This is a genomic window from Vibrio sp. R10-SG-ISO4, assembly GCF_059834135.1.
This window is the reverse complement of record NZ_JCBDHJ010000021.1, coordinates 1-23,361: the sequence shown is the minus strand read 5'-3', so window position 1 is coordinate 23,361 and position 23,361 is coordinate 1. Positions and strand designations below refer to the sequence as shown.

The following is a 23,361-nucleotide window of genomic DNA, read 5'->3' as shown; positions in this document are numbered from 1 at the left end:
TCGAAATAAAACAGAAATTGGACACTATAATATCCATAAGTGCGTAGGATGTTGAACAATCACTCGATAAAGCCCTTCAAACTGCTATTTTTAGCAATTTCGCCGTAAACCATCGCCCGATGAGGGCGGGGATATAAGGCGTAGACGCGATAGCGTCTTAATCTGGGGTCGATTGACTTTCCACATAAGCTTTTAATGTTTCAATAGTCGCACCGCCAGCAGTGCAAGCAAAGTATTAACGATACTATAGGGCGGAGCTTTTGCACTAATGCCGTTCACTTAAGGTGAACGGCATTGTTTTTTCTAGGGTATCGGCTTGGTTTTTTCTGAACGACTCTAGGGAAGGATCTTTCTCGGCTAGGTTCTCGTATTAAACTCTCACTCATTGAGTAGAAGTTTTGGAGTTGCCTCGGGATTGCTCCTGGTGACGAGTATGGAAGTCCCAATATCAGGCACATGATCTAAGATCAACTCAGGTAAAACAACCCCCATTGTCCCCACCATATTTTGTTGATGCTATCGCATCAATCGCCTTATTCTATTTCAGTAACTCTCTGCTCAACAAACGCGATAATGTCATCATAGAGCTCTGTAGGCAGGCGGCTAAGTTCGATTTTTAGTCCGCGCTTATCACTACTGCGAGAGACCTTGGCATATTTGTTCTTGTCATCAAAATTCGCGATCGCTTGAGTGTCCCAGCTGACTTTCTCTGTGCCCTTCGCAATCTGCGCTTCCATCAAGCTAAGTACATGCTTTTGCTTGTCTTCCACATTGTCAAAATCGTCGAGTTTTACCTTGAGTGATTGGATGAAGCGTGATGCAGTCACCCCCTCTTTAGCTAGATACTTTTCGACCTTGGCAATTTTGGCGTAATAGCCATTAGGGATCCCCTCACAGTCCGGGAAAACTTCTATCAAGCGTTGGTCGATTGCCGCAGCGGCAAAACGTTTACGACAAGTTTCTCGGCCAATATTGAGATACTCGGCTAGCTCTTCAATCTTTTTAAACTGCTGCTCTTGCATAATGCTTTGGTAGTCTGCACCTAGCTCACGATAAGATAAGCGCTTAACCGATTGAGTTGTTTGAATGAACGCAACGAGATCAGCTTGGTCAACGCTATCTTCAATCACCCACAAAGGCAGGTCTTTTTTTGCGTGCACACAAGCAAACCGGCGGCGTGAGCTATCAAGTAACTGATAAGTGCCCTGCTCGTCTTTGAGCGCAACCCCTTCGGTATGCACGCCCTCTTCTTGAATGGTTGGCAAGATGTCACGCACTGAATCCAGCGTGAGTGATTCTTGACGTCGAGGATTCAGAGAATGGATGGCCGTTTTCTGAGTCAACTCGTCCGCTTTAACAATGACTCGCTCCGCTGTGGCAGTTTTACCGCTCGCAAAGGTGAAGACCTTTTTAGGGCTCTCTGATTTGCTACGCTTACCAAGTTGATTGCCTTGGTTGAATCCAGTGCGTTTATCTTGTGGTCGTAACATGTTAAAGCCCCTTAGTTGCTAGCTGTTTGATTTCAGTGATGAATTGGTGGTAAACGGCGTTCACGGATGTCATAGCAAGGTCGAATTGTTTACCACTACAAACCTGCTCTGATTTACGAATATCCAGCACCGTTCGGTTGCTCTCTGCCGCTGCAACAAACGCCTCAGAGTGGCGAATGGCTGTCGATAGCAAGTGCCCTTGTGCTGCGCGCAACAACTTATCGAACACCTTCACCTCATGTGCGCTTTTATCATCAAAATTCACCGGCAAAAGCTTCGCCCATTTCAGATTTGTACCTTTAGAAGGCAATTCCCGGAACGTACCCGGCATGGTGCCCATATAATTACTGGTTGATGCAAAGTCGAATTCGCGAGGCGTTACCGGGATCAGCACGGCATCGGCCGCTTCGTTAACGGCCCACAAGATTGGGGAGTTTTGTGGCGGCGTATCAATAAATATAAGGTCATACTCTTTCTTAAGCACGGGTAAGATTTTCTCCCGTAATACACTCACCATCTTCGCCTGCCCTACCTCATCTTGCCCCCAGTAGAAGTCGACAAATCGCTCATCAGACGGGAACGCGGGAATCACATCGAGGTTCGGAAGATGCGTCTTAAATGGAATAGCCTTCACGAGATCTTCGTAGCTATAGTCGTTGAGGTATTGGGCGAAGTCCCCTTCCGGCTCAAATTCAGATAGGGCAATGTCGACCGCTGTCATATACACAGACTCATCATCCGCTTGGTGAATAAGGTTCTGCCCTGTCGAACCCTGTGGGTCTAGGTCTATTACTAAGCATCGAGCATTTAGGTTAAGGTCGAGCGCTGTCGCCGTCGCTAATGTCACTGTGGTGGTCGACTTCCCGGTGCCGCCTTTGTGGTTCTCCACCACTATTGTGGTCGGCTCAAAGCGCTGGTTATATTTAGGGAAGTTCATGAAAGCCATCATGTGCGCCACGTCAAAGCGATTATAGAGGTGTGTGCGCCCTTGAATGATGGGGGCGCCGATAATGCCCTGCTCTGTTGCCTCATCGATTCGTGAGTTAAACGTTACTCGAGATAGGCCAAACAACTCTTGAAGCTCTTTCTTCTTAAGTGAATGGTTGTAGATGAGACGGTCTACGCTCCCCTCTACCTCGCTATCCGTAACGTTGATCTGCATACGCTCTTTGATGACCGCTTTGAGATCAGCCTGCTCTTGTTGCATTCGTTCGCATACAAGCTCTAATGAATCGATGATAGTGCTCATTGAGTATCCCTAGTGCCTTAGTAGTTTCCATCTATCATACATCACTAAAGTGGACAGTTAAACCATAGAAGAGACAAAATTGCCATTAATGGTTTAAACTAGAAATAACTCTGTGGGGACAATGGGGGTTGTTCTATTTTATAAGACAATGCGAGTGTAGCTCTCAAGGCATCCTTATATAGATTACAGGTACGATTAAGATGGAACTCTTAAATATGTTGTTCCCTCCATTTAAGTCCCTCAAAACAAGAGTTCGCCGTCTGTTTGCCGGAATATCCAAATCGATAGGGAATTTGCATCAAATGTAAGGGTAGGGGGGCTATAAAGGTTAGAACTCAATCCTTCAACACCGACTTGATCAGTGACATAGGATCACAATGTAGTGCTTTGACATCCTCCCTAGCTAATCCCCTGGGGGATTCCTGTTTCACAGCGTATTGCTTCAAGTTCAAGAGAACCTAAAGTCTTACTTACGCTCCACCTTTAATGGCTAGGGTGGACGTGGAGGCAATAGTAAGACTAGCCGAGCCAAAAGCTCGACTAGCAGTGCTCAGCGAAGCGTCAAAAAAGAAAAGCTGATAACTCTAGTTGTTGGTTTGGAAACTCAACCGCTTTGGCGGTGAGCAGTTCACAGAAAGTGCTTTAAAGCGCATTCTCTACGTTGCTTGCGACGTCTGCCGACACCCACGCTTTCCAAGTATCAGAATAGTTCTCTAAGAAGTGGTACATCGCTTCTTCAGCATCGGCTTGGTTATCTTCCATCCAAGCGAGTAACTCGCTCATCTGATTGTTAGTAAAGCCGCGGTTTTCGAAGTATTGATAGGCAATAGGCTCGTTCTTAGCAAAACTCTCCGTTGTTAAAGTATAGACGGGTGCGGATGGAAACATGGTTACTTTGGGGTTTTCGCACTCAGGTTGAGTTGTACAGTTTCTAAACTCTTCGATATCTGTACCGCTGCCAAAATCAACCTTAACCATATTGTATTTTCCTAGCACAGGAGTAGGGGACCAATAGTAACCAAACCAAGGCTTTTTGCGTTCATAGGCTTTAGCAATCGTGCTTGCTAAAGCAGCCCCTGAACCAGGGTCTATCATTTCGAACTTTTGTTGTTCTAATTCTAGCGCCTCAAACAAGTGACCCGCGGTAATTTGGCATGTCCAGCCCGCGGGGCAGCCGTAAAAGGCATACAGTTCGTCATTTTCCGGATGCTCAAACAAGTTTGCATACTTTTTTACACCTTCGATGGTTTTGAGTTCTGGGTATTGTTTTACAAGGTAATCAGGAACCCAAAACCCCTCTTCACCACCATCAACCAGTGATCTGCCCGCTAATCGTAAGCGTCCATCAGCGACTCCTTTCTCTAGCGCTTGTTTGATACCGTTGGTCCACATCTCAGGTGCAACATCGGGTTGACCTTTCTCGATCATAGAAGTGCCGGTCGGTACGGTATCGCCGGGAATTAGCTCAGCTTCACATCCGTAGCCTTTATTTAATATGAACTGGTCAATATTGGCGATTAGACTGGCAGAGTTCCAGTTCATATCAGCAATAGCAAACTCACCACATTCATCGGCGTAGGTATGAAAAGAAAGAGAAGAAAGGACTGCGAATGAAAGTACGGATACCTTATACATCATGGGGGAATTCCTTTTAAGTATTCCAATTGTGTAGGCAAAACGGTGCGTTTTTGAGAGTTAACCAACAGAGTCTTGCATAAAGATGATAGTCTAGAATATTCCAGAACCTCGGTCATTATAGGTCAGCACATTCAAATCGAAGCTCACTACGCCAAATCTTGGTAACAAAACAAGTTGTGTTAAATACATAACACAATTTAGGTCTAAATTGGCGTTAGCACCTAAAAAGTGTAATATTAAGCCTAAATTATGTTTGGGATAAACTTTCATGAGCGACGATCAATACTATTACCCTGTAGTCAGTGACAACCTGCCTAAGCACATTAAAAAAGGTCATCAGCTTGTCTTTTCTCGCCAGGATTTATCCGCGCGAGAAGCCGACATGTTTGCCCTCATGGTCGCGCACATGAAAGCCGCAGATTGGGATACTAGCACACCCCATTATGAGTTCACCTCACACCAGCTATCAGAGTGGCTAGGGGTTGAGCCAAAGCACGTTGGTAGTAATCTCAGTCCTGTCGCCAATCGACTCGCGAGCCGAAAAATAGGCATCAAAATAGAGTCCAGAAAAGGGGATACGGAGTTCGATTACCGCCCTCTATTCAAGCATATCGCATACAAAAACGGGGTCCTCACTATGGTTCCCAATGACATGCTTAAATCAGAGTACATCGAGTACAACCAAGGCTTTGCGCTGATCAACACTCGCAACTTTTTTGATGTTAAGAAGGAATACTCCAAACGTCTTTATGAACTCCTAAGCCGATTTAAAGACAAGGGCTTCGAGATGCACACTCAGAAACTGAGCGAGTTAAAAGGAGTGTTCGGCTTACTCGATGAGGCGGGTAAGTTAAAGAAAGACAAAAGCTCGTTTAAGAACAACAGCGTCTTCATGAAGCGCTGCATACGCGAAAGCATCAAAGAGCTGTCAGAACACCCTCAAATCAGTAAAGAGCTCCTGTTCTTAGAAAGTGAGCAAGGTGATAAAGGTTTTGAGGTCGTTAAGAAAGGACGCACAATTACCGGCATCAAGTTCCTGTTTCGATGGTTAAAACTTGGCACAATCGATGAGCTCAACCGCCACGACGCACTGAAAACAATCAAAGAGTTAGAATTGAAGCGCCTGCAAAATAGTGTTCGCCTCTCAGAAGCTGAGCTTGAAGCTTTGGCTATTGCTTATCGCTATGTTGGACGTGAAGAGCATGCCCTTAAAGTAGAGGAGAGTTTATCGCGCCGTCATCTCTCTCAATCCCAAGAGGAACTGGACAGCGAAGAAGACGAACTGGAATCACTGATAGAGAAGATAGACACCTTATCGGGCCTAAGTGACAACCCTGACTATTAATAGATGACACATTTTAGGTATCCAGCTCTCATAACCCTCATCTTTTAGGGGCGTGACTGTGATATGTGACACAAAAAAGGTGCACAAAGCATTTTTCGACCTAAAAGCTGTCAGACAAACGAGTAGATTCGTGAACAAGCTATTTTAGATGATTGATTACACCTAAATAGTGTAACGTAAATAGGTTTAACACCTAAAAAGTGTCACACCAATACCTACAATAGGATCCCAAACACCTAAATAGTGTCATCAAAAGACCTAGAAAGTGATCAATAACACCTAAAATAGGATCCTAAACACCTAAATAGTGTTATACAAGAGCCTAAAATAGGATCACAAAACTCAATTTATCTTTTAAAAATCAAACAGTTATCATTGCTATAGATCTTATAGATTTATAGTTTAAATAGATTAGTATACTTAAATATAGATCCTTATAGTGGCTGTGGATAACTGGAAAATCAAAGATTTACACAGTTTCCCACAACCACCATCAAATCTTCTTTTTCTGTTTTTCTTTTCAAACATCGCATTTTAGGTCTTTCAAGACACAATCTAGGTTCAGCGCGTTATGGTAGCTTACCTACGTTCTGTGAAGATCACTTACACCAAAAATAACGGAGCTACAGCGCGCTCATAAGTGGAAAGGCGGCGTGTACTGTGAGGTCAATCCGCGCAATACCAGCCGTGAGTGTGGCGAATATGTGCATTCAGATAATGCCGATAAAAACGCAACTAGAGTGATTCTAATGCGCTATTTTCGTGAGTTGGAACCAGCAGCATAACCACTAATCAGGTTCGGGCAGAACCGTAGCGTCTGTGAAGTGAGCGGCATTAGCCGCCAGCAGCAGAAAGTAGATGATAGAGTAATATGTCATCGCCTGTATTCAGGAATCACCGCCCTTCGGAGCGGTGAGCATGTCAAAATATCATCTTCAATCCTCCTTTGGGCCATTACACCACGGTCCTTGCTTATTCGATCAATACTGACCTAAGAAAGACAACGTTAGAATTTTCTCGGATACCTAAAGATGTCCTGGCAGACATTGAAAAATACTTTCGAAAAAAAGTGAGCGAAACCTCTTAAATTCCCCTGAAAGCCTTGTATATCAAGGGGGCTGGGTGATGTTTGGTTAATTAAAGGGCCCTTTATCCCCAAAAAAAAATCAGCATGTTTTACGCTTTGGAAATTTGAATTAACTGATAGATTAGAAGAGTTACGGGATAAAAAAAGCCCGACCGACTTTGGCGATGAGCCTTCATGTAGTAAGCAAGTCCAACTGAAAAAAGAGAGGTGTAACTATGTTCAATAAAATGACAAAGAATGTGCTTGGGGTGACGGTTTTTTTTGCTCTCCTATATCTAACAGGTTTTGTAGAACTTTGGGATAGCGCGGTATACGCACTGATTGATTACTACGACGCATTGTAATGGTTCGCTTGTTCAACATCTGGTGCAGTACAAGTGCAACAGGCGAGTGCGAGCTTCCCGAAGTTGTGTCCGAGGTTTCCTAAGAAGATGATACGCCAGAACAGCTTAGCAAGCTTAACGCAAGAGTGAGTTGTTCTTGATTTGTATAGGTATTCTCCTTAAAACTGAGAATTTCACGGATGCGACAACGATCGACATCGACTCCCTCACCGACGCGGGGTCTTACTTGGACACCGGCGATCGCTCGAATATGCTTGAAGTAAACCTCGAGCGTGCAGAAAACTTCGATGCGGACGAATTGCGTCGTGATGGTTATGAGGATGGCTGGAATCGTCTTCAATAAAGTTCAAAACGAACAATCGCCGGTATCCGCATGGTTTCACACAGACAATGAGACTGGCAGCGAAATTTGAGCTAGATAAAGTGGTTATAGTATGGTGTTCATGATAAGTTGGGTTGCTGTATAAGATTATGATTTAAAGCTGATTTTGGAAATTTTTTCACCGTGAGACAATGTAATCACGAGTAAAGAAAAGGGATGTAACCAACATGAAACTGCAAGCGACTATGGCAGTAATAGCCTCAACCGTATTGATGGGATGCCAATCTACCTCAAAGCCGATTAAGCCACGACCGTTCACTAACGAACACAGCTACGCCTATAACATCGCCAATCAAACGTCGTTAACACGCAATAACAGCCCACTAAGAGACTTCACACTAGAAGAAATCAAAGAAACACGGACAAAGATGGTTCAAGCCAGTGGTGCGGAAGCCTCTGTCGTGCTTGGTGGCATCAGTGTGCTAACGGGCAGTCTGATTGGCATTATCAACGTCGCGGGGGGGGCTGCGGGCGCTCTAGCACATTCTGATCATGAAGCATCTAAGCCGCGATTCATCGTAGTTGTGAACGCAAAGGATTATCAAAGCAAAGAAGAAGTAGCGAAGTATATAGTCAAAACTGCTCGAAAGACGGCGCTTGAAACTCTATCAATATACGGCAATGTTGAATTTACACGTAAAGGTGGTGTGGAGTTGCTGACAATTAATGGTGAAGCAGCAGGGTTAGTGAACTTTGCTGATATAAATGTCAGTGCAATTAAGTTAGGTGAAATGAACATTGATGGTAAGCGAATTAATGCCTATACCTACGGGGTTTATGACGACACAAGCAAAAATGACAATATGCTAATTACACCGCCATCCCCGTTAGTTGTTGGTGCAAAAGATAATTCAATTGACTATAGGGAGTTTTATAAGAAATACACAAGTACGTTGCCAGAAGGTTTCTATATCTATACACCGTCTTTCCCTCAAGCGAGAGGAAATAAAATGGTATATAGCAATCCTAGCGTGATCGTCCCTGCTATCTACACGCAAGGCGAGAAATATGAGTTTATCAAACCACAGTAACCTTGTTTTGGTTGGCTTGTTAACCGTGTCAGGATGCGAAACGGACACGGTTGATTTGGCTGAATACCTGCCGTCGCTAATGAATGAGAGCACGGTGACGGGGCTTTATATCGAGTCTAAGCAAAACGCGACGCTAGAGATTCAAAAAGGACTTGCCACACTGCGTACTCCGGTTGGAGACATGCAAAAGCCAACGTCTATTAAAGGCTCAAAAATCACGTTGTTGATGGATGATACGAGCAGCTTGGTGTCGAGACAAAACTTAGAATTGATAGTCAGTAGTGACGGGCAATTGCTGACTTGCACCGCGTGTGCTGGATTAGGGTTAGGCGCTTACTGGCACCGACTACCGCAAGAATAATAAGGGAAGGGTATGAAGCGATTTATTGGAATTCTATGGGTTTGGGTGTCGTTTGTTGTTCAAGCTGACGTTATGCCGCTTCAAGAAACCAACCAACACATCAACTTAAAGGTCACTGAGCGCTACGTTCTCGGTGATAACGATACTTTAACCGACGCAAAGAAAGTGGTGCTCGAACAGGCGAAGAACTCGGCTACTGACTACGCGGGGAGCTATGTTGAATCATCACTAAGTGTGTCAGGCAATCAAATCACCAAGCAGCAAATTCGAGTATTGACCGCCGGGTTTTTGGAAGTGCTGAATAGTGATTATAAGCGTTCGGTGAATGCGTCAGGCAGTGTGGTACTGGATGTGACCGCGACCATCAAGCTATCCAAAGAATCGATAAATGATGGATTGGCGAAGCTAAAAAGTGATCCAGAGCGCCAAGCAAAAATAGAGTCTTTGGAGAAGGATAATCAACGCTTGCACAATGAATTACTTGAGCTAACGAAGAAAATTAACAGCACTGACACTTCACGAACAGACTTGATGAAAGCGCGTGAAGCAATATTGTCGGATTTGAACAACAACCGCACTGCCACTAAACAAGTCTTTGAACAAGGTACGTTGTTCCAGTTAGCCGAGCTTGATGATCAAGACTTTGAAATGGCGAAACGTGACATTGATGAAAACGTGTTTGGCTATATGAAGCACGAGATGAAAGTTAGCCTTGGTAAACCAAGTTTTCACAAGAATGATAAGGGCAATTATAATATCTCTGTGCCTGTCCAGTGGAACTTAAAAATGTCTCCGGCTAAGGAAGTATTATCAAAGTATTTAACTTTAACAGATCGCATTGTAACCAACCACATGAGAAAACCTGTCCCTTATTCCATTGGGATTGAAGAATATGAAAATACTGGTGATAGCCAGAGGGACACGTACACTCACAAGTTAATTGAACATATATTCTCAAACGCTGTAGTAATTAGAGTTAGTGGTGGTAAGAGTTATGGTTATCTCCCAATTGGACTGAATGGTGAAAATCTGAGGTCCACAAACTACGCATTGCAGTTTTCTAATGATAGTAAAAATAATCGCATGATTAGAAATAGCATTAGGAACCCTGTCATTATTAAAGATGTCACAGAAAATGAATTGAGGAAAATTACGGCCTTAGAAGCTGATGTGGTGATATTGGATATAGACAAGCTGCGAAGGTGGAAGTATGAGTAGATATTTTCTGTTAACTCTCAGCATCGTGCCATTTTATTCTATGGCTTTAGAAACGTCAGGTTGCGTAAAAACAACTGGAAGTCTCGCACAAGATAAAATCGTAGCGAGAGCTATCGCAAAGGGCAATTTGTCGCATGAACTCGGTGCCACCGTTTCGGCATCCACTAACTTTTCCAGTACGACAAAAGAAGATGGCAATAGCTTGGATGTGACCGACTCTATTACCGAGTCTGTTACCGTTTCATCTGAACATTACATTAACGCTGTGACGGTAACAGGTGAGGGGTATGAAATGGTCAATGAGCACAAGCATTATTGTGTGTATCTCAAGCGTGGGTGATCGAGTTATGGTGAAACGTAAGCCGGACGAAAAGCGCTTTCAGGACGAATGGACGCAGATCAAAAGACAATATCAGTCACTACTCAATGCGGAATATTTGCTCAAAGAGATCCAGCTATGTGAGTCGTTCTTGCAGCAGCACCCAGATTTGACGTTGCCTAGACTGTTAGTGAATTCAGCACGTTCCATGCTGCTCACGGGCGTAGAAAATGGCGATAAGCACCGAATACTTCCCTTGTTTCTTGGATGGTCTGAGCTGGATGTACTGCAAGCGATGCTATCCGGGCAACCGATCCCAGACAGCGTGACAGTCGAGTATCAACGTTACCTGTCTTACTCGAACAATCTCAAAAAACATGGCGCAGAACTGGTCGCAGCTATCGCGTAGCGGCGATTTAGGAAATATTTTCAGTCGTGTTAAAACATTAAAGACACAGCAATAAAAGGATGTCTGTTATGAACAAAATCAGCTTATCGTTGGCACTACTATCGGCTTCTGTTTTGGTCGGCTGCTCTAGTGCGCCAGATAAATACGACATTGCGAAAGACCAGTTAAAAGCGGAAGAACTCAAGAATAACGCAGCACAGGAAGCGGCAGAATCATTGCTTGCGTCGGTGCCTAGCTGGGTACTCAACCCGCCTAAGTCCGATGATACCGGGGTCTATGCCGTTGGTATGGGTGACAGTAAGCGACTTGATGTTGCCATGAAGAAAGCGAACCTCAACGCACAATTTGAGTTGGCTAAGAGATTTGGACAAGAGTTGTCCGGCAATGAGCGTAGCTATGTCAAAGATGGCAATACAGGTGAGCTAAACGACTTCACGCAGTTAATTGACTCGATTGTGGCTCAAGTGCCAATTAATGGCTACGAAGTGGTTGAAAGTGAAGCTGTGGTTATCGACGGAAAATTCAACTACTACACGCTGATGCGCTTGTCCTATGAGCAATTTGGTAAAGGGATGTCAGCCGCCCAAAAGGCTAGTACCAATGAGTTTATCAATGCGGAGTTCTCAGAGCTTTATCAACGCCTAGAGACAATGAAAACTCAGCAATAGGCTGAGAACTGTTATTCGGTCTAAAAGCCTCAAGCTATCTTGGGGCTTTTCTATTCAAAGGAGTGTTCGCATGGAACTGAACAAGGTAGCTATCCTCTTGGCGGCATTTGATGCAGTAAATATCAATGTGGTGGTTGCTGTCGCAATAGCGATTTTTGGGCTGTTCATCCTCAAAAATAAGGTGCGTAAGCAATCTGTAACCGGGAGATTTCGTTCACAGCAATACCTCAACACCAAAGCAGAGCACAATTTCTTCAATCAACTACAGCGCACACTATCCAGTGATGTGTATCTCATGGCAAAGGTGAGGTTAGCGGACATTTGCGTACCAAAAGATCCAAAAAACATCAGTGACTTCAATAAAGTTTCAAGAAAACACATCGACTTTGTGCTGATTAGCCGCCGTAACTCAGAAATATTGGCTTGCATTTAACTGGATGATCGCAGCCATGCGAAGCGCTCCGCAAAACGGCGGGATCGAATAAAGAACGATGCGCTTAAAGCAGCAGGGATACCGCTTTTTAGGGTTCCAGCGGCAAAGAATTATCAAGAGAAACTGCGACAAATAGAGCAGTTCCTTGCGGACAACCGCCGTTTGCCTCAAGTCTCACAACAATCAGCAAAACCACAGACGGTTCCCGTCGTTCCAGACAAGCAATGCCCGCACTGTAAGTCACAATTGAGCCGGGTAGAGATGAAATGGCCCAATAAGGGGCATCACTTCTTCGATTGCCCTGGCTGTGCATTTAGAACGGAGCCTATAAATAGCAGTCAGCCAAAAGAAAGTCACTGGTATAACCCGAAGGAGTTTAGTCAACCATAATGGACTTGGCCGGGTGCTTGGCGGGGCCATTGCAAACAGTCGGGCGTCTCGATGGGCGTACATTGGATTCGGCTTACTAGGTATCCCTTTGCATGAGCTCAGCCATAGTGCTCTGTGCGTGTTGTTTGGGCATCGAATTACCGCGATAAGATGGGTTGGAGTTGAGCACCGCTGGAACAGTCGAAGCCTCTATCAGAGATTGGGCTTGTTCTGGATAGGCATCGCACCACTTCTGATTACTAGAGAGTGTTCTGAATTCTGTGTAACTGTCTAAACTTAAGCCTTAAAGGCTAGGGATGGACAATATGGATAAGAAAGCACTCGAAGCTTTTGCTCGTGAAGCAGCAAAGTCAATTAAGACTGAATCTGATCTTGATGACTTCCGAAAAATGTTAACCAAGGTGACCGTTGAAACGGCGTTAAACGCTGAACTCGATGAGCACCTTGGGTATCAAAAACACCAACCTAGAACCAGCTCCAACTCCCGCAATGGCTACTCGGGTAAGTCCATTATCACCGATGATGGAGAGGTCGATATCGACGTCCCTCGCGACCGCGAAGCTAGCTTTGAACCTCAACTCGTCCGCAAGCACCAAACTCGATTCCAATCTATGGACGACAAGATATTGAGCCTGTACGCGAAAGGCATGACCACACGTGAAATCGTGCGTATTTCGGAGTATTCCGAACAGACATTTCGGTATGACCCGAACACCTATTTCGGCTTAATCCGAACGGACATTCCGCGATTATCCGATCACTTTTAGCCTAACTCCGAAATCGGTGATCGGAATAGCGAAAACCGCGATCGGAAGGGAGCGCTAAAGGCCGTGCGCCAACACATCTTGGCGCCGCTCCTCGTCTTTACATTGGCAAAAACGAAAAACTGCGACTATTGTAATCTAATTGTTGCATATATGTGTCATTATAAGGCTTTCTAATCATGGAGGTTGGCTATGGGTTTCACACGTACACACTATTTCGCGGCGTTGCTCAGCGTACTGCTGACAGCATGTGGCGGCGGCAGCGATAGCTCGTCAAGCGCGAGCACCTTGGATGTCAGCGGGTCCGTCACCGCACCCGGCGGTTCGGTCGCCATGCTGGAGCACCGCTCGATGATTGAGCGTGTCTTCGATGAGGTTTTTCCGCCTCTCTACGCGGGCATCACCGGATTACAACCGGTGACCGGCGCATTGGTTGAACTCATTCGAATTGACGACAACGGCAATCAAGTCGGGGACGTCCTTGCGACCACCTACACCTCGATCACCGGTGATTACACCCTTACAGTGCCCGAAGGCGTCTCTTTAGCCGGCAACTTAGTGGTCAAAATCTCGGGCAATAACGGCATCGATATGCGCGCGCAAGTCGTTCAAGAGTCGGTCGATATCTCACCGGAAACCGAGTTTGTTTTGCGTAAGTTTATCCAATCGGGCACCGACCTTGACACGCTCACGACGGCCTCTGTCATCAAGTTAAAAGGCCAAGTGGAAGAGTTCGATTTGACCAGCAGCAGCGACATGTCGACGATGTTGGCCGCGCTCGATAATGAAGTGGGCGAGTTTGTCGACCAGCAGATCGCCTCCATCAACACCACCACGTCATCGGCGGTAGCTATTTCTGGCAACTACCGACTATCAGAGATGGTCACCGGTCTGCATGACGGCGACTGGGGTACGTACGCACTCGATCTGTATTACTCGTCCGTTGCGCTTACCGGTGACAGCAATGGCAATGTCGAATTCGTCTTAACTGACAATGAAGGGGCATGGGGGAACATGAGCGGTAATGACGACAGTAACAACTACTCTGCCGTCTATTATACCGAAATGGAGGACGATGAAACCATCAGCGCGACCTATGACTCGGCGGGCGTGTTGAGCATAGACAGCGAATTTGAAGAAGAGATCGATGGTGATTGGGGTTGGCGCTCTCCCCCACACTCCACCAAGTTTCAAAAGGTCAGTGACATGGATGTGGCGTTTAGCCTCAGTGCCTACAACGCCGCTCGCTACGCGACTATTGATACCAATGAGGATGGCACCAAAGATGCCCTCGACCCCGATGGCTACAGTGGTGCGGAAGTCGGTCGCGGACTGATACTGCTGGCAAAACAGCCGAGCAACATGTCCACCTCCGATTTGACCGGCGATTTTGGCCGCGTGTATTTGGGCTCTCGATTTACCAGCCAAGGCGAGGTAGAAATCGAAGCGGAAAGCAATGTGTTGACGTTTTCAGGCAGCGGGACGGTAGACATTTCACAGGCGACTCAACAACACCTATCTAGGAGCAGTGGCTATTCGGAAGAGACCATTAGCAGTGAAACTGGCGTCGCGATTGTCACCGACGCCACAGGGGATGTAACCTCAGTCGGCGGCGAGAATGCCGATGGGTTTGTGAACGCAGACTACAATTTCTTGGTGTTTTACAATGCCAGTGGAACAGATGGTACGGACATGGAAGTGGACACGACGCTGGCGGTGAAATTACCGTCATCAGCGCCAGTGTTAACCAATCGAACCTACAAGCTTATCCTCAGCAACGCGGCAATGCTCGACCAAAAGTTTGAGCTTCTCCATTCAGGGTTCTCCACTACGCTCACCTTTAGCTCTGAGACCGCCGCTGAGCTTACCGGCCCCATCACGAACATTGACCTGCCCTCGTTAGGCGCATCACTTGAGACATCCAAGGAAACCGTAACACTGAGCGCCACCTCATCGGTCGCGGCGAATGGCGCAGCTACCCTCACAGTGTCCGACGACGAGGGTTCGCTCACTATGACCGGCTACTTTAATGAGTCCGCCAGTTTAGGGGTATTTACGACCGCGACAGCGGATACAAACTCAGACCCTGATGGGTTGGGTCTGGCGGTGTTAGTGGAAATTGAGTAAGCGCATCGAGTGGTTGGCTACCATAGACAAACTATGTGTGCTTACCACTCGACTTTTGCATTAGGGCAAGATTACGAAGCCCCTTGTCCCGCAAGGACTAAAGAAAAGTACGCGTTGCTTCGATTCGCTTTCTTCTGCTTTCTCTCAATCCCTGCTTTAAAACTTTTCTCTGCCGTCAGTAAATTCAGAGCGATATGTCGAGCCACGGCTAAATTCTCTCCCGCCTGCTCATGCATCGCGCTCGCTTCAGCCCCATTAGGGTTAGTTGAGAAGAGCCAATTTTTTTCTGCCAATGACCAGCGGTTTTATTGCGCGTTCAGCACGATTACTATCTATCGATAAATGACCATCATCGATATAGCGGATAAGTTTCGGCCACTGGCCGAGCGTGTATTTTATAGCCTTACCCAGCGGGCTAGACTCCATCACTTGTTGAGTCGTCATCCACTCGTACAACTCATACAGTATCGGCTTAGCATGTTGTTTACGTTCAGCTTTTCTTTTTTCAGCAGACTCTCCTTTTAAGCGGGATTCTATCCCATAGAGCTTCTGGATTTTAGCCAGCGCTTTATCCGCTTTGCCTGACTTACCTTTACCTTGAAGCTTCTTAGCTTCCATGAACTTACGCCGTGCATGCGCCAAGCAGCCTACATTGGCCACTTGGTGAAGACCATCATAGGCACCATAGCCATCGGTTTGCAGATAACCATTGTAATCCCCCAAGAAGGCAACAGGGCACGCCCTCGCGCGACTGTTTTGGATAATCGTACAAGGCGATATTTTTCACATAGGGGAGTGCCGCTTCTGGCGAGTCTGCGCCCGAGCAGTAGAGCCACATGTAACATTGTTTATCTTCTTTGAGGACATTGAGCGGCGTTTCATCTGCCTGAACCACCACTTGTTGAAGTAAGTGCTCTTTTAGGGCGGCATAGAGTGGTTTGAACTTCTCACTGACTTGGATAACCCACCTTGCCATAGTAGTCCGTGATAGCTCGATACCCGACTGAGTAAACAACGACTCTTGGCGATACAGTGGCATCGCGTATTGGTATTTACCAAGGATGATGTTGGCCAGTAAGCTTTCTGTCGCGAAGCTCTTCGGGATAATGCTTTGTGGAGCTGGCTTTTGAACAATGTGATTGTTGTCTTCAGTTTGCTCGCACTGACGACAAGCATATTTAGGACGAACATATTCCAGCACTTTGAGCACCGCTGGTGAGAACTCAAGTTTCTCACTGCGGTCTTCACCGATTTTATGCAGACTATGCTTACAGCAAGCGCACTGCTTTTCATGGTCGTCTAAATCGAGTTCGATAACTTCACGAGGCAAAGTCTTTGGAAGGGGCTTCCGTTTACCGCGCTTCTTAGTTGTGGTGGTCGTCGTGACCTCAACTTCTTCTTCCTTAGCAGCTTCACATTCCGCTTCGTTGAAGAGATCACCTTGGGATTCATCGTAAGGCTTTAACGCCTCCGAGCGTCTAGCGAACTGACGGTCGAAGGCAAGCTTGAGCTGTTCCAGTAGCGACTGGCGCTCTTGTTTCAGTTGGTTTTCTGACGCTATCAGCGCTTTCACCATCGCTTGTAGCTAGGCAACATTTTGGCTTTCTGGGTTGATATTTGGCGTCTTTTTCATGGTGTTTATTATAATAAAATCATGCCGTTAACGCTTGGCGGATAAGGCTTTATTATCGCTTAAGTCATTGTAAAATCTTTTATTCGAACAGGTTTGTGGCCGATAATCATGAAACCAGAAAGCAGCCTATCAAACTCGGGTTGAGTCAGGGTAAAGCTATGTAAATACTATTTTGTATTATCGAGCATTCTTATATGCTGTGTTTGTTAAAGTACCTATAATAAACATGGTTAATGTACATGCATAAATTTCTTGTTTCGTTCGGACTGAGCACACTCCTTTTCTCTAATACTGTACACGCCTATACCCTTCAAAAAGATCTCACCTACGGGGAAGGGGCTCGCAATCAATTGGATTTATATTTACCCGATGATGTGGTAAATCCACCTTTGGTGATTTTTGTACATGGGGGACAATGGAAGCGTAACGACAAATCACAAATTGAATTGTATCAACGCGTTGAAAAGCTGACTGATGCTGGATTTGCTATTGCCTCTATCAACTGGACTTATTCCACCACCGCGGTTTGGCCGACTCAACGAGATGATGTGAAAACAGCAATGCAGTTCCTACAAAGCAACGCATCGAAACTCGGTTATAGTTATGATTCTGTTGCCATCTGGGGGCAATCATCCGGTGCTCACATGGCGATATGGGCTGGATTACTCTCTGCGGATTATGGTAAGCAAGTTGATGCGATTGTATCCTGGTATGCACCCACCGATCTCTATCATATTGCCAGTGATCGCGCTAAACAAACTGGATCCAAAGTTTCAATTAGTGATGGTGAAAAAGCCCCTGAAAGCCAGTTAATTGGCAAGAATGTTTTAGAAAACAAAGCCGAGGCAGATGAGGCAAGCCCACTTCATTACGTCAACAATTTACCTGTCGGTCAAAAACTTCCCCCTATTCTTTTGGTTCATGGAACCGCCGATCATACCGTACCCATGGCGCAAAGCACCCGCTTATATGAAGCATTTAAGCGCCAAAAAGGGAGTCACTTCGTCGATCTTGTTTATATTAATGGTGGTAAACATGGCGGTGAAAAATTTAACGACAATGTTGATTATGTTGTAGATTTTCTAAATAGTGAATTGCAATAACCATATAAAAAGAGCGAATCCGCCCTATTACCCCACGGGGCGGCATTGTTCTAAGGAATCCCCTAATGATTTTTATAAAAATCATTAGGTTAAGGTATATGCACATCTTGTTATATGATCAAATGGTTTCGCCAAAAATCAATAGTCAGACAACGAGATGTGCGAACTTGATACTTTACATGACTCTCTCTACCAATTCTGCCCTGAACTGCACATAAAGCGACTTAATAGCTTCAACGTTCTATGCCAAGCGCAAGCAACTGAATAAAACGGACGTATCTCTTGGCTTTATCCGAGCTGAAGTCATCGAAAAGACGACGACGTATCAAGCTCAGGTTGCAACAGCTAACATGACTCTTCTCATCAATGATGTTGAGCTGAGCATTCCGCAAGGCACGCCAGCAGCCTATCTCGCAGAGCTTATCGGTGCGTTATCATGAAACGCATGCTCATGGGTAAGGCGATAAAATACACGCTCGGCCAATGGCCGAAACTTATCCGCTATATCGATGATGGTCATTTATCGATAGATAGTAATCGTGCTGAACGCGCAATAAAACCGCTGGTCATTGGCAGAAAAAAATTGGCTCTTCTCAACTAACCCTAATGGGGCTGAAGCGAGCGTGATGCTTTACAGCATCGTCGAGACCACGAAAGCCAACGACCTTGTCCTTTACGACTACATGGTCAAGTGTATGACAGAGCTGGCAAAAGCAGAGCCAGATATCGATGAGCTCCTACTTTGGAACTTCAAATGTTAGACATATCGCCCCGTGGGTTCATGGGGCGTTTACTATGAGATTGATGAACCCGACAAGCGTGACTGGTTAGCGACTGAAGCAGGGTAAGCTTACCAACGATAAAGCTTGAACTGTGTCGAGAGTCAGTCAACGTGCCTATTCTACACTCGACGGCCTGAATACCCGGACAGTATCGAGTTCATTTTGAACATCTTGTGCCAGATTCAGCATTTCAGGCTCTTGATTGCTGCTGTCTGGTTTGAACAATTCAATTGGCTTCAATGGATTGTCTGATAGCAGCGAGGCGCAGTGCCGGGCGTCAGCGAAAATTTGGAGTAGGGGAGTTAATTCGTGAATACTACGTGCCTCTTGAAGCCCGAGGTAGTAGCTGTCTATCAGCAATTGCAGCTCTCGTATGCGGTATTTGCCCTGTTTAGTGAGCGCTATCCACGTTGCTAGATTGTGTTTGATGCCATCAAGGTCAAGTGGTTCTTTGTTCATTGTTGGGGCTCGCTAGCTGTTCAAATGAAACACCAGGCATCTCGTGTGAGTGCCGGGTGCTGTCAGTGTGTCCATGTACATCGTACAACCTTTAACTCACGTACTCTGCATCAATTTCCAGAAGGCCGTCGACTCTTGGTGAGTGACTTGTTTCTTGCCGTCAATGAACAACGCGTGATGTTTTTCAAGTTGCCCTGATTGCGCGTGATACTGAGCAACGAGGTTTTTATCATCCTTGTAGTCGAAAATCAGGACACCAAATTTCTCACCGTTGGTGTTGAGCTGGCGCTGCCTGTGCAGTTGTAACAATAGGCTCTTATTGGTTTGAGTCTTACCCGTACCCATAGTGCCTAAAACCGCCAAATTTGGATTGAAAAAGTAGTTAGTATCCGTTGGCAACCAATACATAGGTTTGTCTGTTTCTTTGTAGCGGCCAATTTCAATCCTAATGGAGCTGTAAGGGCCTTGAATGGGTTCAGCCTTGATCCTACCCTTACTTTTCTTTTTTGATGCCCTTGTCGTCGATTCTACGGGCTTTTTGGTGGTAGGTTCTTCGGATGTGGAGCTTACCAAACATGCGTTTGCCGATTCGGTTTGTGCTTCTGAGATGATGGGTTCATCGGTGATTTGTTCTTCTTGAACTCGTTCAGTCACCTTTAGATTGTCCATTAAACACGGAGCGGGCTGGGTTTTGTTCGTTGTGAACGCCAATGGGCTTTGCAATGCTTCAAAAAGTTTATCTGCAATCACCAAGGTTTTCTTGGCTCGCGTAACGGCGACATAAAGTAGGTACAGTTCGTTGTCCGACATCGGCTTGCCCTGTCCGAACGCGTTCAACGCTTCATAGAAATCGTCGCTTATCATCACCGTGTCGAATTCTAGTCCCTTGCAGCTATGCGCCGTGACTAAGTGAACGTCAGCATCCGACTCTGTGACTGACCTTGACCATTCCAATGCGCTAAGCAGTGTTTGGGCCTTGGCTTCATCGTCGAGAATCAGGTTCGCAAGATACTTGGTTTCGGCTTGCTTACTCTTGCTAACGAGATCTGAAAGTGACGTAAAAGCGGTGTGAGCGGCCAGCCTCGCTTTGCCCGTCTCATGCAGAGAAAATAAACTTTTCAGTGTGTTGATGCTGTGTTCAATCTTGTTGGAAAAAAACCGTGCGGGTACGCCAGATTCAAAACATTGAATTAATGTTTCCAATAAACTTTGATTAGTGTGCGCAACAAATAGGAATGGCTCGACTTCACCAATATTCCCGTACTCCGTTGCGCTAATTACGACACTGTCCGTTCCATTCCCTCGGATATTCACCTTGTCATCGCAATGTCTCAATATTTGATTTGCTACGTCGGCAATACCTTGGCCGTAACGAAAGGATTGTGACAAAGGGAATGTTTCAAAGGGTATAACGTCCATTGCGTTGATACTGCCTCTGAATTGGTAGATTGATTGGAACCTATCGCCAACAAATATACGTTGGCATGATTGTTTTAAGATAACAGCTAAAAGAACAGGTGACGCGTCTTGGCATTCATCAAACATGATGTAGTCGTAATTAACAACCGGGTTCGATAGTTGCCAAGCCTTTAAATAACCATCGTGCGTAGTTGGGCAAGACGATTTGTCACTGAGCATTTCTTTGGCGAGCTTATTACAGATGTCCAGTACGAACGCTGAGACTTCCTTCAGCTCACTTGAACTAATGACTCCTTTTTCCTCCAATGCCGCAATGTAACTTGTGAACTGGTTGGTAGAATGTTTCTCAGTTATTTCCTCTGAGGCCGTTGTGAAGTAGTTCTCTATAATGCCTGTAAGTATCGAGTGTCTTGATTTGATATTGAGCTTTTCGGATAGTCTGTGGGTTAAATCCAGTTTAGCAAATGTCTCATAGTGATTGAGGTATATCATTTCATCTAAATGAAAATGCATTGCCCGCAAACTCTAAGCGCATTTCGTAGTTAGTGGATTCCTCCATGTCGAGCTTATTGGCTTTTCTCTGACTCTCGCGTTTAGCAACAATCGGCATCCAAGTTTCGTAAACTCTTTTGGCTTCGTAATAGTTCTTATCAATTTCATTGTACAGTGAATCAAGAACTGCTTGCATGTCTAAACCTCCTGCGAACCTGATTTGGTGCTATTTCTGTTAATCGTACCCAAATCAACTATCGTAACAAAAAATCATGATTTTTCGTTACGTAAGTGTATTATAGTAACGAAAAACCACCCCTTTTTCGCATAGTACGAAAAATCAATTCAAATCAGTGTGATTTTTCGTGCCATTGAAATTACCATTAATGTCTTTTTTCTTGATTTAGATAATAATTTCGCATTAGATGTCAGCGAAGAATCTACATTCTTCGCTAACCAGTTAAATTATCTTGGTATATCCAAGAATATATGTTTTGGTGTGACAGTTTTGTATCTGTCGCCATACATTTGAATTTGATACGCCTTATCTTCCTCAATGTTTCTTAATTGACTTTGAAGGAAGTCGGTCTGTTTTTGGTTAGATTTAGTTAACATGGATATGCCTGTCTTATAGTCTTCGGAATAATCAGAGTATCGTGTGGAGCTAGTTTGATCTGTGAGATAGTTTTGTCTTTTATAGTAATGTTATTATCAAACTCATGGAGCTGCTTATCTCTCTCAGAAGTCAAAGCGTCAGCTTTTTCCTGATTAGAGGAAGTAATTGCCATATTTCTATTTTTATAGGGCTTGATAGTAACTAATCTTAGCATCAAATTCTTTGCTTAATGTGCTCCTTTTATCTTCTCTGATTATCGGAAGCTATGTATTATCCCCTCGAATTAGATTGCTTATCAAATAATCTGATACGTAGGGTATGCTTTCCCATATCGATTTTCCATCTGAGGCTAAAGCGCTTGCTACAGCTAGAAGTTGCTGGTGACCAGTATATGCCAAGTTATCTTTGAAAATATCCATGTCTTCAACTTCGTCCTTTCCTTATTCAATTTAATTTACATACAAATCCGTTTCTCCGCTTTGAGTTGAATTAGCAAAGGCTTGTTGGTCCTTTTCACTCATTTCGTGAGAGTTTGCCCTTAAAAGGCATTGTGTTTTCAATTTTATTGATCTCTGTTACGAGCTTAGAAAATTTACCATTCAGAAAGGCCAAACCTTCGATTTTTTCCCGTAAACCCTTTAGGCTACGGACGTTGGTTAGGTTGAATTTCCAAGGCTTTCCACTTGACGTTCTAGGCCAGAGTTGATGCTTGGAATAGTGCTGTTTGCCGATTTGATTTGAAACATCGAGAACTGAGCACTAATTGCGGTAATCGACATCTGACGTTTGCGTGAGTGATTTTCGCAAGTCCTTTGGCGGTGTCATCGGCTTTAGCTGTTGGGATAGCGTAGCCTCCCAAGAAAGGAATCCCCGCACGCAGACATAGACGCTCCGCTTGCAGCTTGAGTGTATGGAGCACTTTCAGCTCTTTTGGAGCGGTAGTGTGCTTTGACCCAAGATTAATAACTTCACGCGGAGGCGCTTCACCATTCAATGATAAATCTGTGGATTCAAGCATTTTTCGACCTGTCCAGATCGAGAAGTGCAAGTCAACGGCAATGACGTCTTCTAGGACTAGAGTTGCAGTAGTAGTCATAATGGTATCTCCAATTTTATATATAAAAAAGGACATACCGTGCGCCGTAGGGGGAGGTATGCCCTTTGGCGTAGTAGAAATGTAGATAAGCGCTAGTTGTGCTTATCGTTATCTTTTAGTGCTTTTTTGCCAATTGCCTGTCACACCATGCGATGATGCGGTCAGCATTGACGGCAAAAATGCCAAAACAAATGATTATAAACAGAATAATATCAAGTCCGTTCATCTGTCTTCTCCTTTTCAATCTGACTGGATAAGTGATTTGAGATACCAACTAAAACTATACCAGACATGGCTAATTTTAACACATTGATGTCAAATCCTTTCTCAATCCAATAAACGAAAGCTGATGTATAAACTGCCGTTCCCAAGTGCCGAAATTGAAAAGCGATAGCGTAGTGCCCTTGAACACGTGCTTAACGTTGAACTACGATGTAGTGTCAGCGCCGATGTAAAATTGATCCACCTGAGTCAAACTATCCGTTCGTAACATGGACAAAGCGGCC

17 protein-coding genes and 7 pseudogenes are annotated in these 23,361 nt (G+C 45.0%); 14 read left to right on the top strand and 10 right to left on the bottom strand.

Going from position 1 to position 23,361, the window contains the following annotated elements:
* Positions 1-157 precede the first annotated feature (157 nt).
* The 5 genes and pseudogenes from AC6R03_RS15690 to AC6R03_RS15670 form a co-directional block, all read right to left on the bottom strand.
* Positions 158-235 (bottom strand): annotated as a pseudogene (locus AC6R03_RS15690) (IS200/IS605 family transposase); the annotation flags it as partial.
* A 40-nt stretch (positions 236-275) separates the two neighbouring features.
* A pseudogene (locus AC6R03_RS15685) lies at positions 276-461 on the bottom strand (IS4 family transposase); the annotation flags it as partial.
* A 72-nt stretch (positions 462-533) separates the two neighbouring features.
* A complete protein-coding gene (locus tag AC6R03_RS15680; protein WP_500630550.1) occupies positions 534-1,490 on the bottom strand; it encodes a ParB family protein in 957 nt (318 codons plus the stop codon).
* A gap of 1 nt (position 1,491) precedes the next feature.
* Positions 1,492-2,739: a ParA family protein gene (locus tag AC6R03_RS15675; protein ID WP_500630551.1), complete on the bottom strand. Its 1,248-nt coding sequence runs from the start codon at positions 2,737-2,739 to the stop codon at positions 1,492-1,494.
* Positions 2,740-3,381: 642 nt separating this feature from the next.
* On the bottom strand, positions 3,382-4,374 hold the full coding sequence (locus AC6R03_RS15670; protein ID WP_500630566.1) for an ABC transporter substrate-binding protein: 993 nt from the start codon (positions 4,372-4,374) through the stop codon (positions 3,382-3,384).
* Between the two features lie 271 nt (positions 4,375-4,645).
* Between AC6R03_RS15670 and AC6R03_RS15665 the strand changes: the two genes are divergently transcribed.
* The 11 genes and pseudogenes from AC6R03_RS15665 (at position 4,646) to AC6R03_RS15615 (ending at position 15,255) form a co-directional block, all read left to right on the top strand.
* Entirely contained in the window at positions 4,646-5,722 is a 1,077-nt protein-coding gene (locus AC6R03_RS15665) for a replication initiation protein (protein ID WP_500630552.1), read from the top strand.
* 1,567 nt (positions 5,723-7,289) lie between these two features.
* On the top strand, positions 7,290-7,496 hold the full coding sequence (locus AC6R03_RS15660; RefSeq protein ID WP_500630553.1) for a hypothetical protein: 207 nt from the start codon (positions 7,290-7,292) through the stop codon (positions 7,494-7,496).
* 206 nt (positions 7,497-7,702) lie between these two features.
* Positions 7,703-8,566 (top strand): hypothetical protein, encoded by an 864-nt coding sequence (locus AC6R03_RS15655; protein WP_500630554.1) that lies wholly within the window; start codon positions 7,703-7,705, stop codon positions 8,564-8,566.
* Positions 8,544-8,927: a hypothetical protein gene (locus AC6R03_RS15650; protein WP_500630555.1), complete on the top strand. Its 384-nt coding sequence runs from the start codon at positions 8,544-8,546 to the stop codon at positions 8,925-8,927. The genes AC6R03_RS15655 and AC6R03_RS15650 overlap by 23 nt, the downstream gene beginning before the upstream one ends.
* Positions 8,928-8,939: 12 nt before the next feature.
* The gene (locus tag AC6R03_RS15645; RefSeq protein WP_500630556.1) at positions 8,940-10,145 is read left to right on the top strand and encodes a hypothetical protein; all 1,206 of its coding nucleotides are present in this window, start codon (positions 8,940-8,942) and stop codon (positions 10,143-10,145) included.
* Entirely contained in the window at positions 10,138-10,485 is a 348-nt protein-coding gene (locus tag AC6R03_RS15640; protein WP_500630557.1) for a hypothetical protein, read from the top strand. The genes AC6R03_RS15645 and AC6R03_RS15640 overlap by 8 nt, the downstream gene beginning before the upstream one ends.
* 7 nt (positions 10,486-10,492) lie before the next feature.
* Positions 10,493-10,873, top strand: coding sequence for a hypothetical protein (locus AC6R03_RS15635; protein ID WP_500630558.1), 381 nt, complete (start codon positions 10,493-10,495; stop codon positions 10,871-10,873).
* 68 nt (positions 10,874-10,941) lie between these two features.
* Positions 10,942-11,541 carry a hypothetical protein gene (locus AC6R03_RS15630; protein WP_500630559.1) on the top strand — a complete coding sequence of 200 codons (600 nt, stop codon included), beginning with the start codon at positions 10,942-10,944 and terminating at the stop codon, positions 11,539-11,541.
* Positions 11,542-11,611: 70 nt separating this feature from the next.
* Positions 11,612-12,364, top strand: a pseudogene (locus AC6R03_RS15625) (DUF2726 domain-containing protein).
* Positions 12,365-12,669: 305 nt separating this feature from the next.
* Positions 12,670-13,032, top strand: a pseudogene (locus AC6R03_RS15620) (transposase); the annotation flags it as partial.
* 288 nt (positions 13,033-13,320) lie between these two features.
* Positions 13,321-15,255, top strand: a complete 1,935-nt coding sequence (locus tag AC6R03_RS15615) for a hypothetical protein (RefSeq protein ID WP_500630560.1) — start codon at positions 13,321-13,323, stop codon at positions 15,253-15,255.
* Between the two features lie 233 nt (positions 15,256-15,488).
* Here AC6R03_RS15615 and tnpC read toward each other — a convergent pair.
* Positions 15,489-16,831 (bottom strand): annotated as a pseudogene (tnpC, locus tag AC6R03_RS15610) (IS66 family transposase); the annotation flags it as partial.
* Positions 16,832-17,127: 296 nt separating this feature from the next.
* Between tnpC and AC6R03_RS15605 the strand changes: the two are divergent.
* The 3 genes and pseudogenes from AC6R03_RS15605 to AC6R03_RS15595 all read left to right on the top strand — a co-directional run.
* A complete protein-coding gene (locus AC6R03_RS15605) occupies positions 17,128-17,991 on the top strand; it encodes an alpha/beta hydrolase fold domain-containing protein (protein WP_500630561.1) in 864 nt (287 codons plus the stop codon).
* Between the two features lie 224 nt (positions 17,992-18,215).
* Positions 18,216-18,431: pseudogene (locus AC6R03_RS15600) on the top strand (IS66 family insertion sequence element accessory protein TnpA); the annotation flags it as partial.
* Between the two features lie 11 nt (positions 18,432-18,442).
* A pseudogene (locus tag AC6R03_RS15595) lies at positions 18,443-18,752 on the top strand (IS66 family transposase); the annotation flags it as partial.
* Between the two features lie 135 nt (positions 18,753-18,887).
* Here AC6R03_RS15595 and AC6R03_RS15590 read toward each other — a convergent pair.
* The 4 genes from AC6R03_RS15590 to AC6R03_RS15575 all read right to left on the bottom strand — a co-directional run bounded on the left by AC6R03_RS15590 (position 18,888) and on the right by AC6R03_RS15575 (position 22,855).
* Positions 18,888-19,232 carry a hypothetical protein gene (locus AC6R03_RS15590; RefSeq protein ID WP_500630562.1) on the bottom strand — a complete coding sequence of 115 codons (345 nt, stop codon included), beginning with the start codon at positions 19,230-19,232 and terminating at the stop codon, positions 18,888-18,890.
* A gap of 96 nt (positions 19,233-19,328) precedes the next feature.
* Complete coding sequence (locus AC6R03_RS15585) at positions 19,329-21,164, bottom strand: 3'-5' exonuclease (RefSeq protein WP_500630563.1); 1,836 nt, start codon at positions 21,162-21,164, stop codon at positions 19,329-19,331.
* Complete coding sequence (locus AC6R03_RS15580; RefSeq protein WP_500630564.1) at positions 21,145-21,339, bottom strand: hypothetical protein; 195 nt, start codon at positions 21,337-21,339, stop codon at positions 21,145-21,147. The genes AC6R03_RS15585 and AC6R03_RS15580 overlap by 20 nt, the downstream gene beginning before the upstream one ends.
* A 1,111-nt stretch (positions 21,340-22,450) precedes the next feature.
* A complete protein-coding gene (locus AC6R03_RS15575) occupies positions 22,451-22,855 on the bottom strand; it encodes a DUF3150 domain-containing protein (RefSeq protein WP_500630565.1) in 405 nt (134 codons plus the stop codon).
* Positions 22,856-23,361 lie beyond the last annotated feature (506 nt).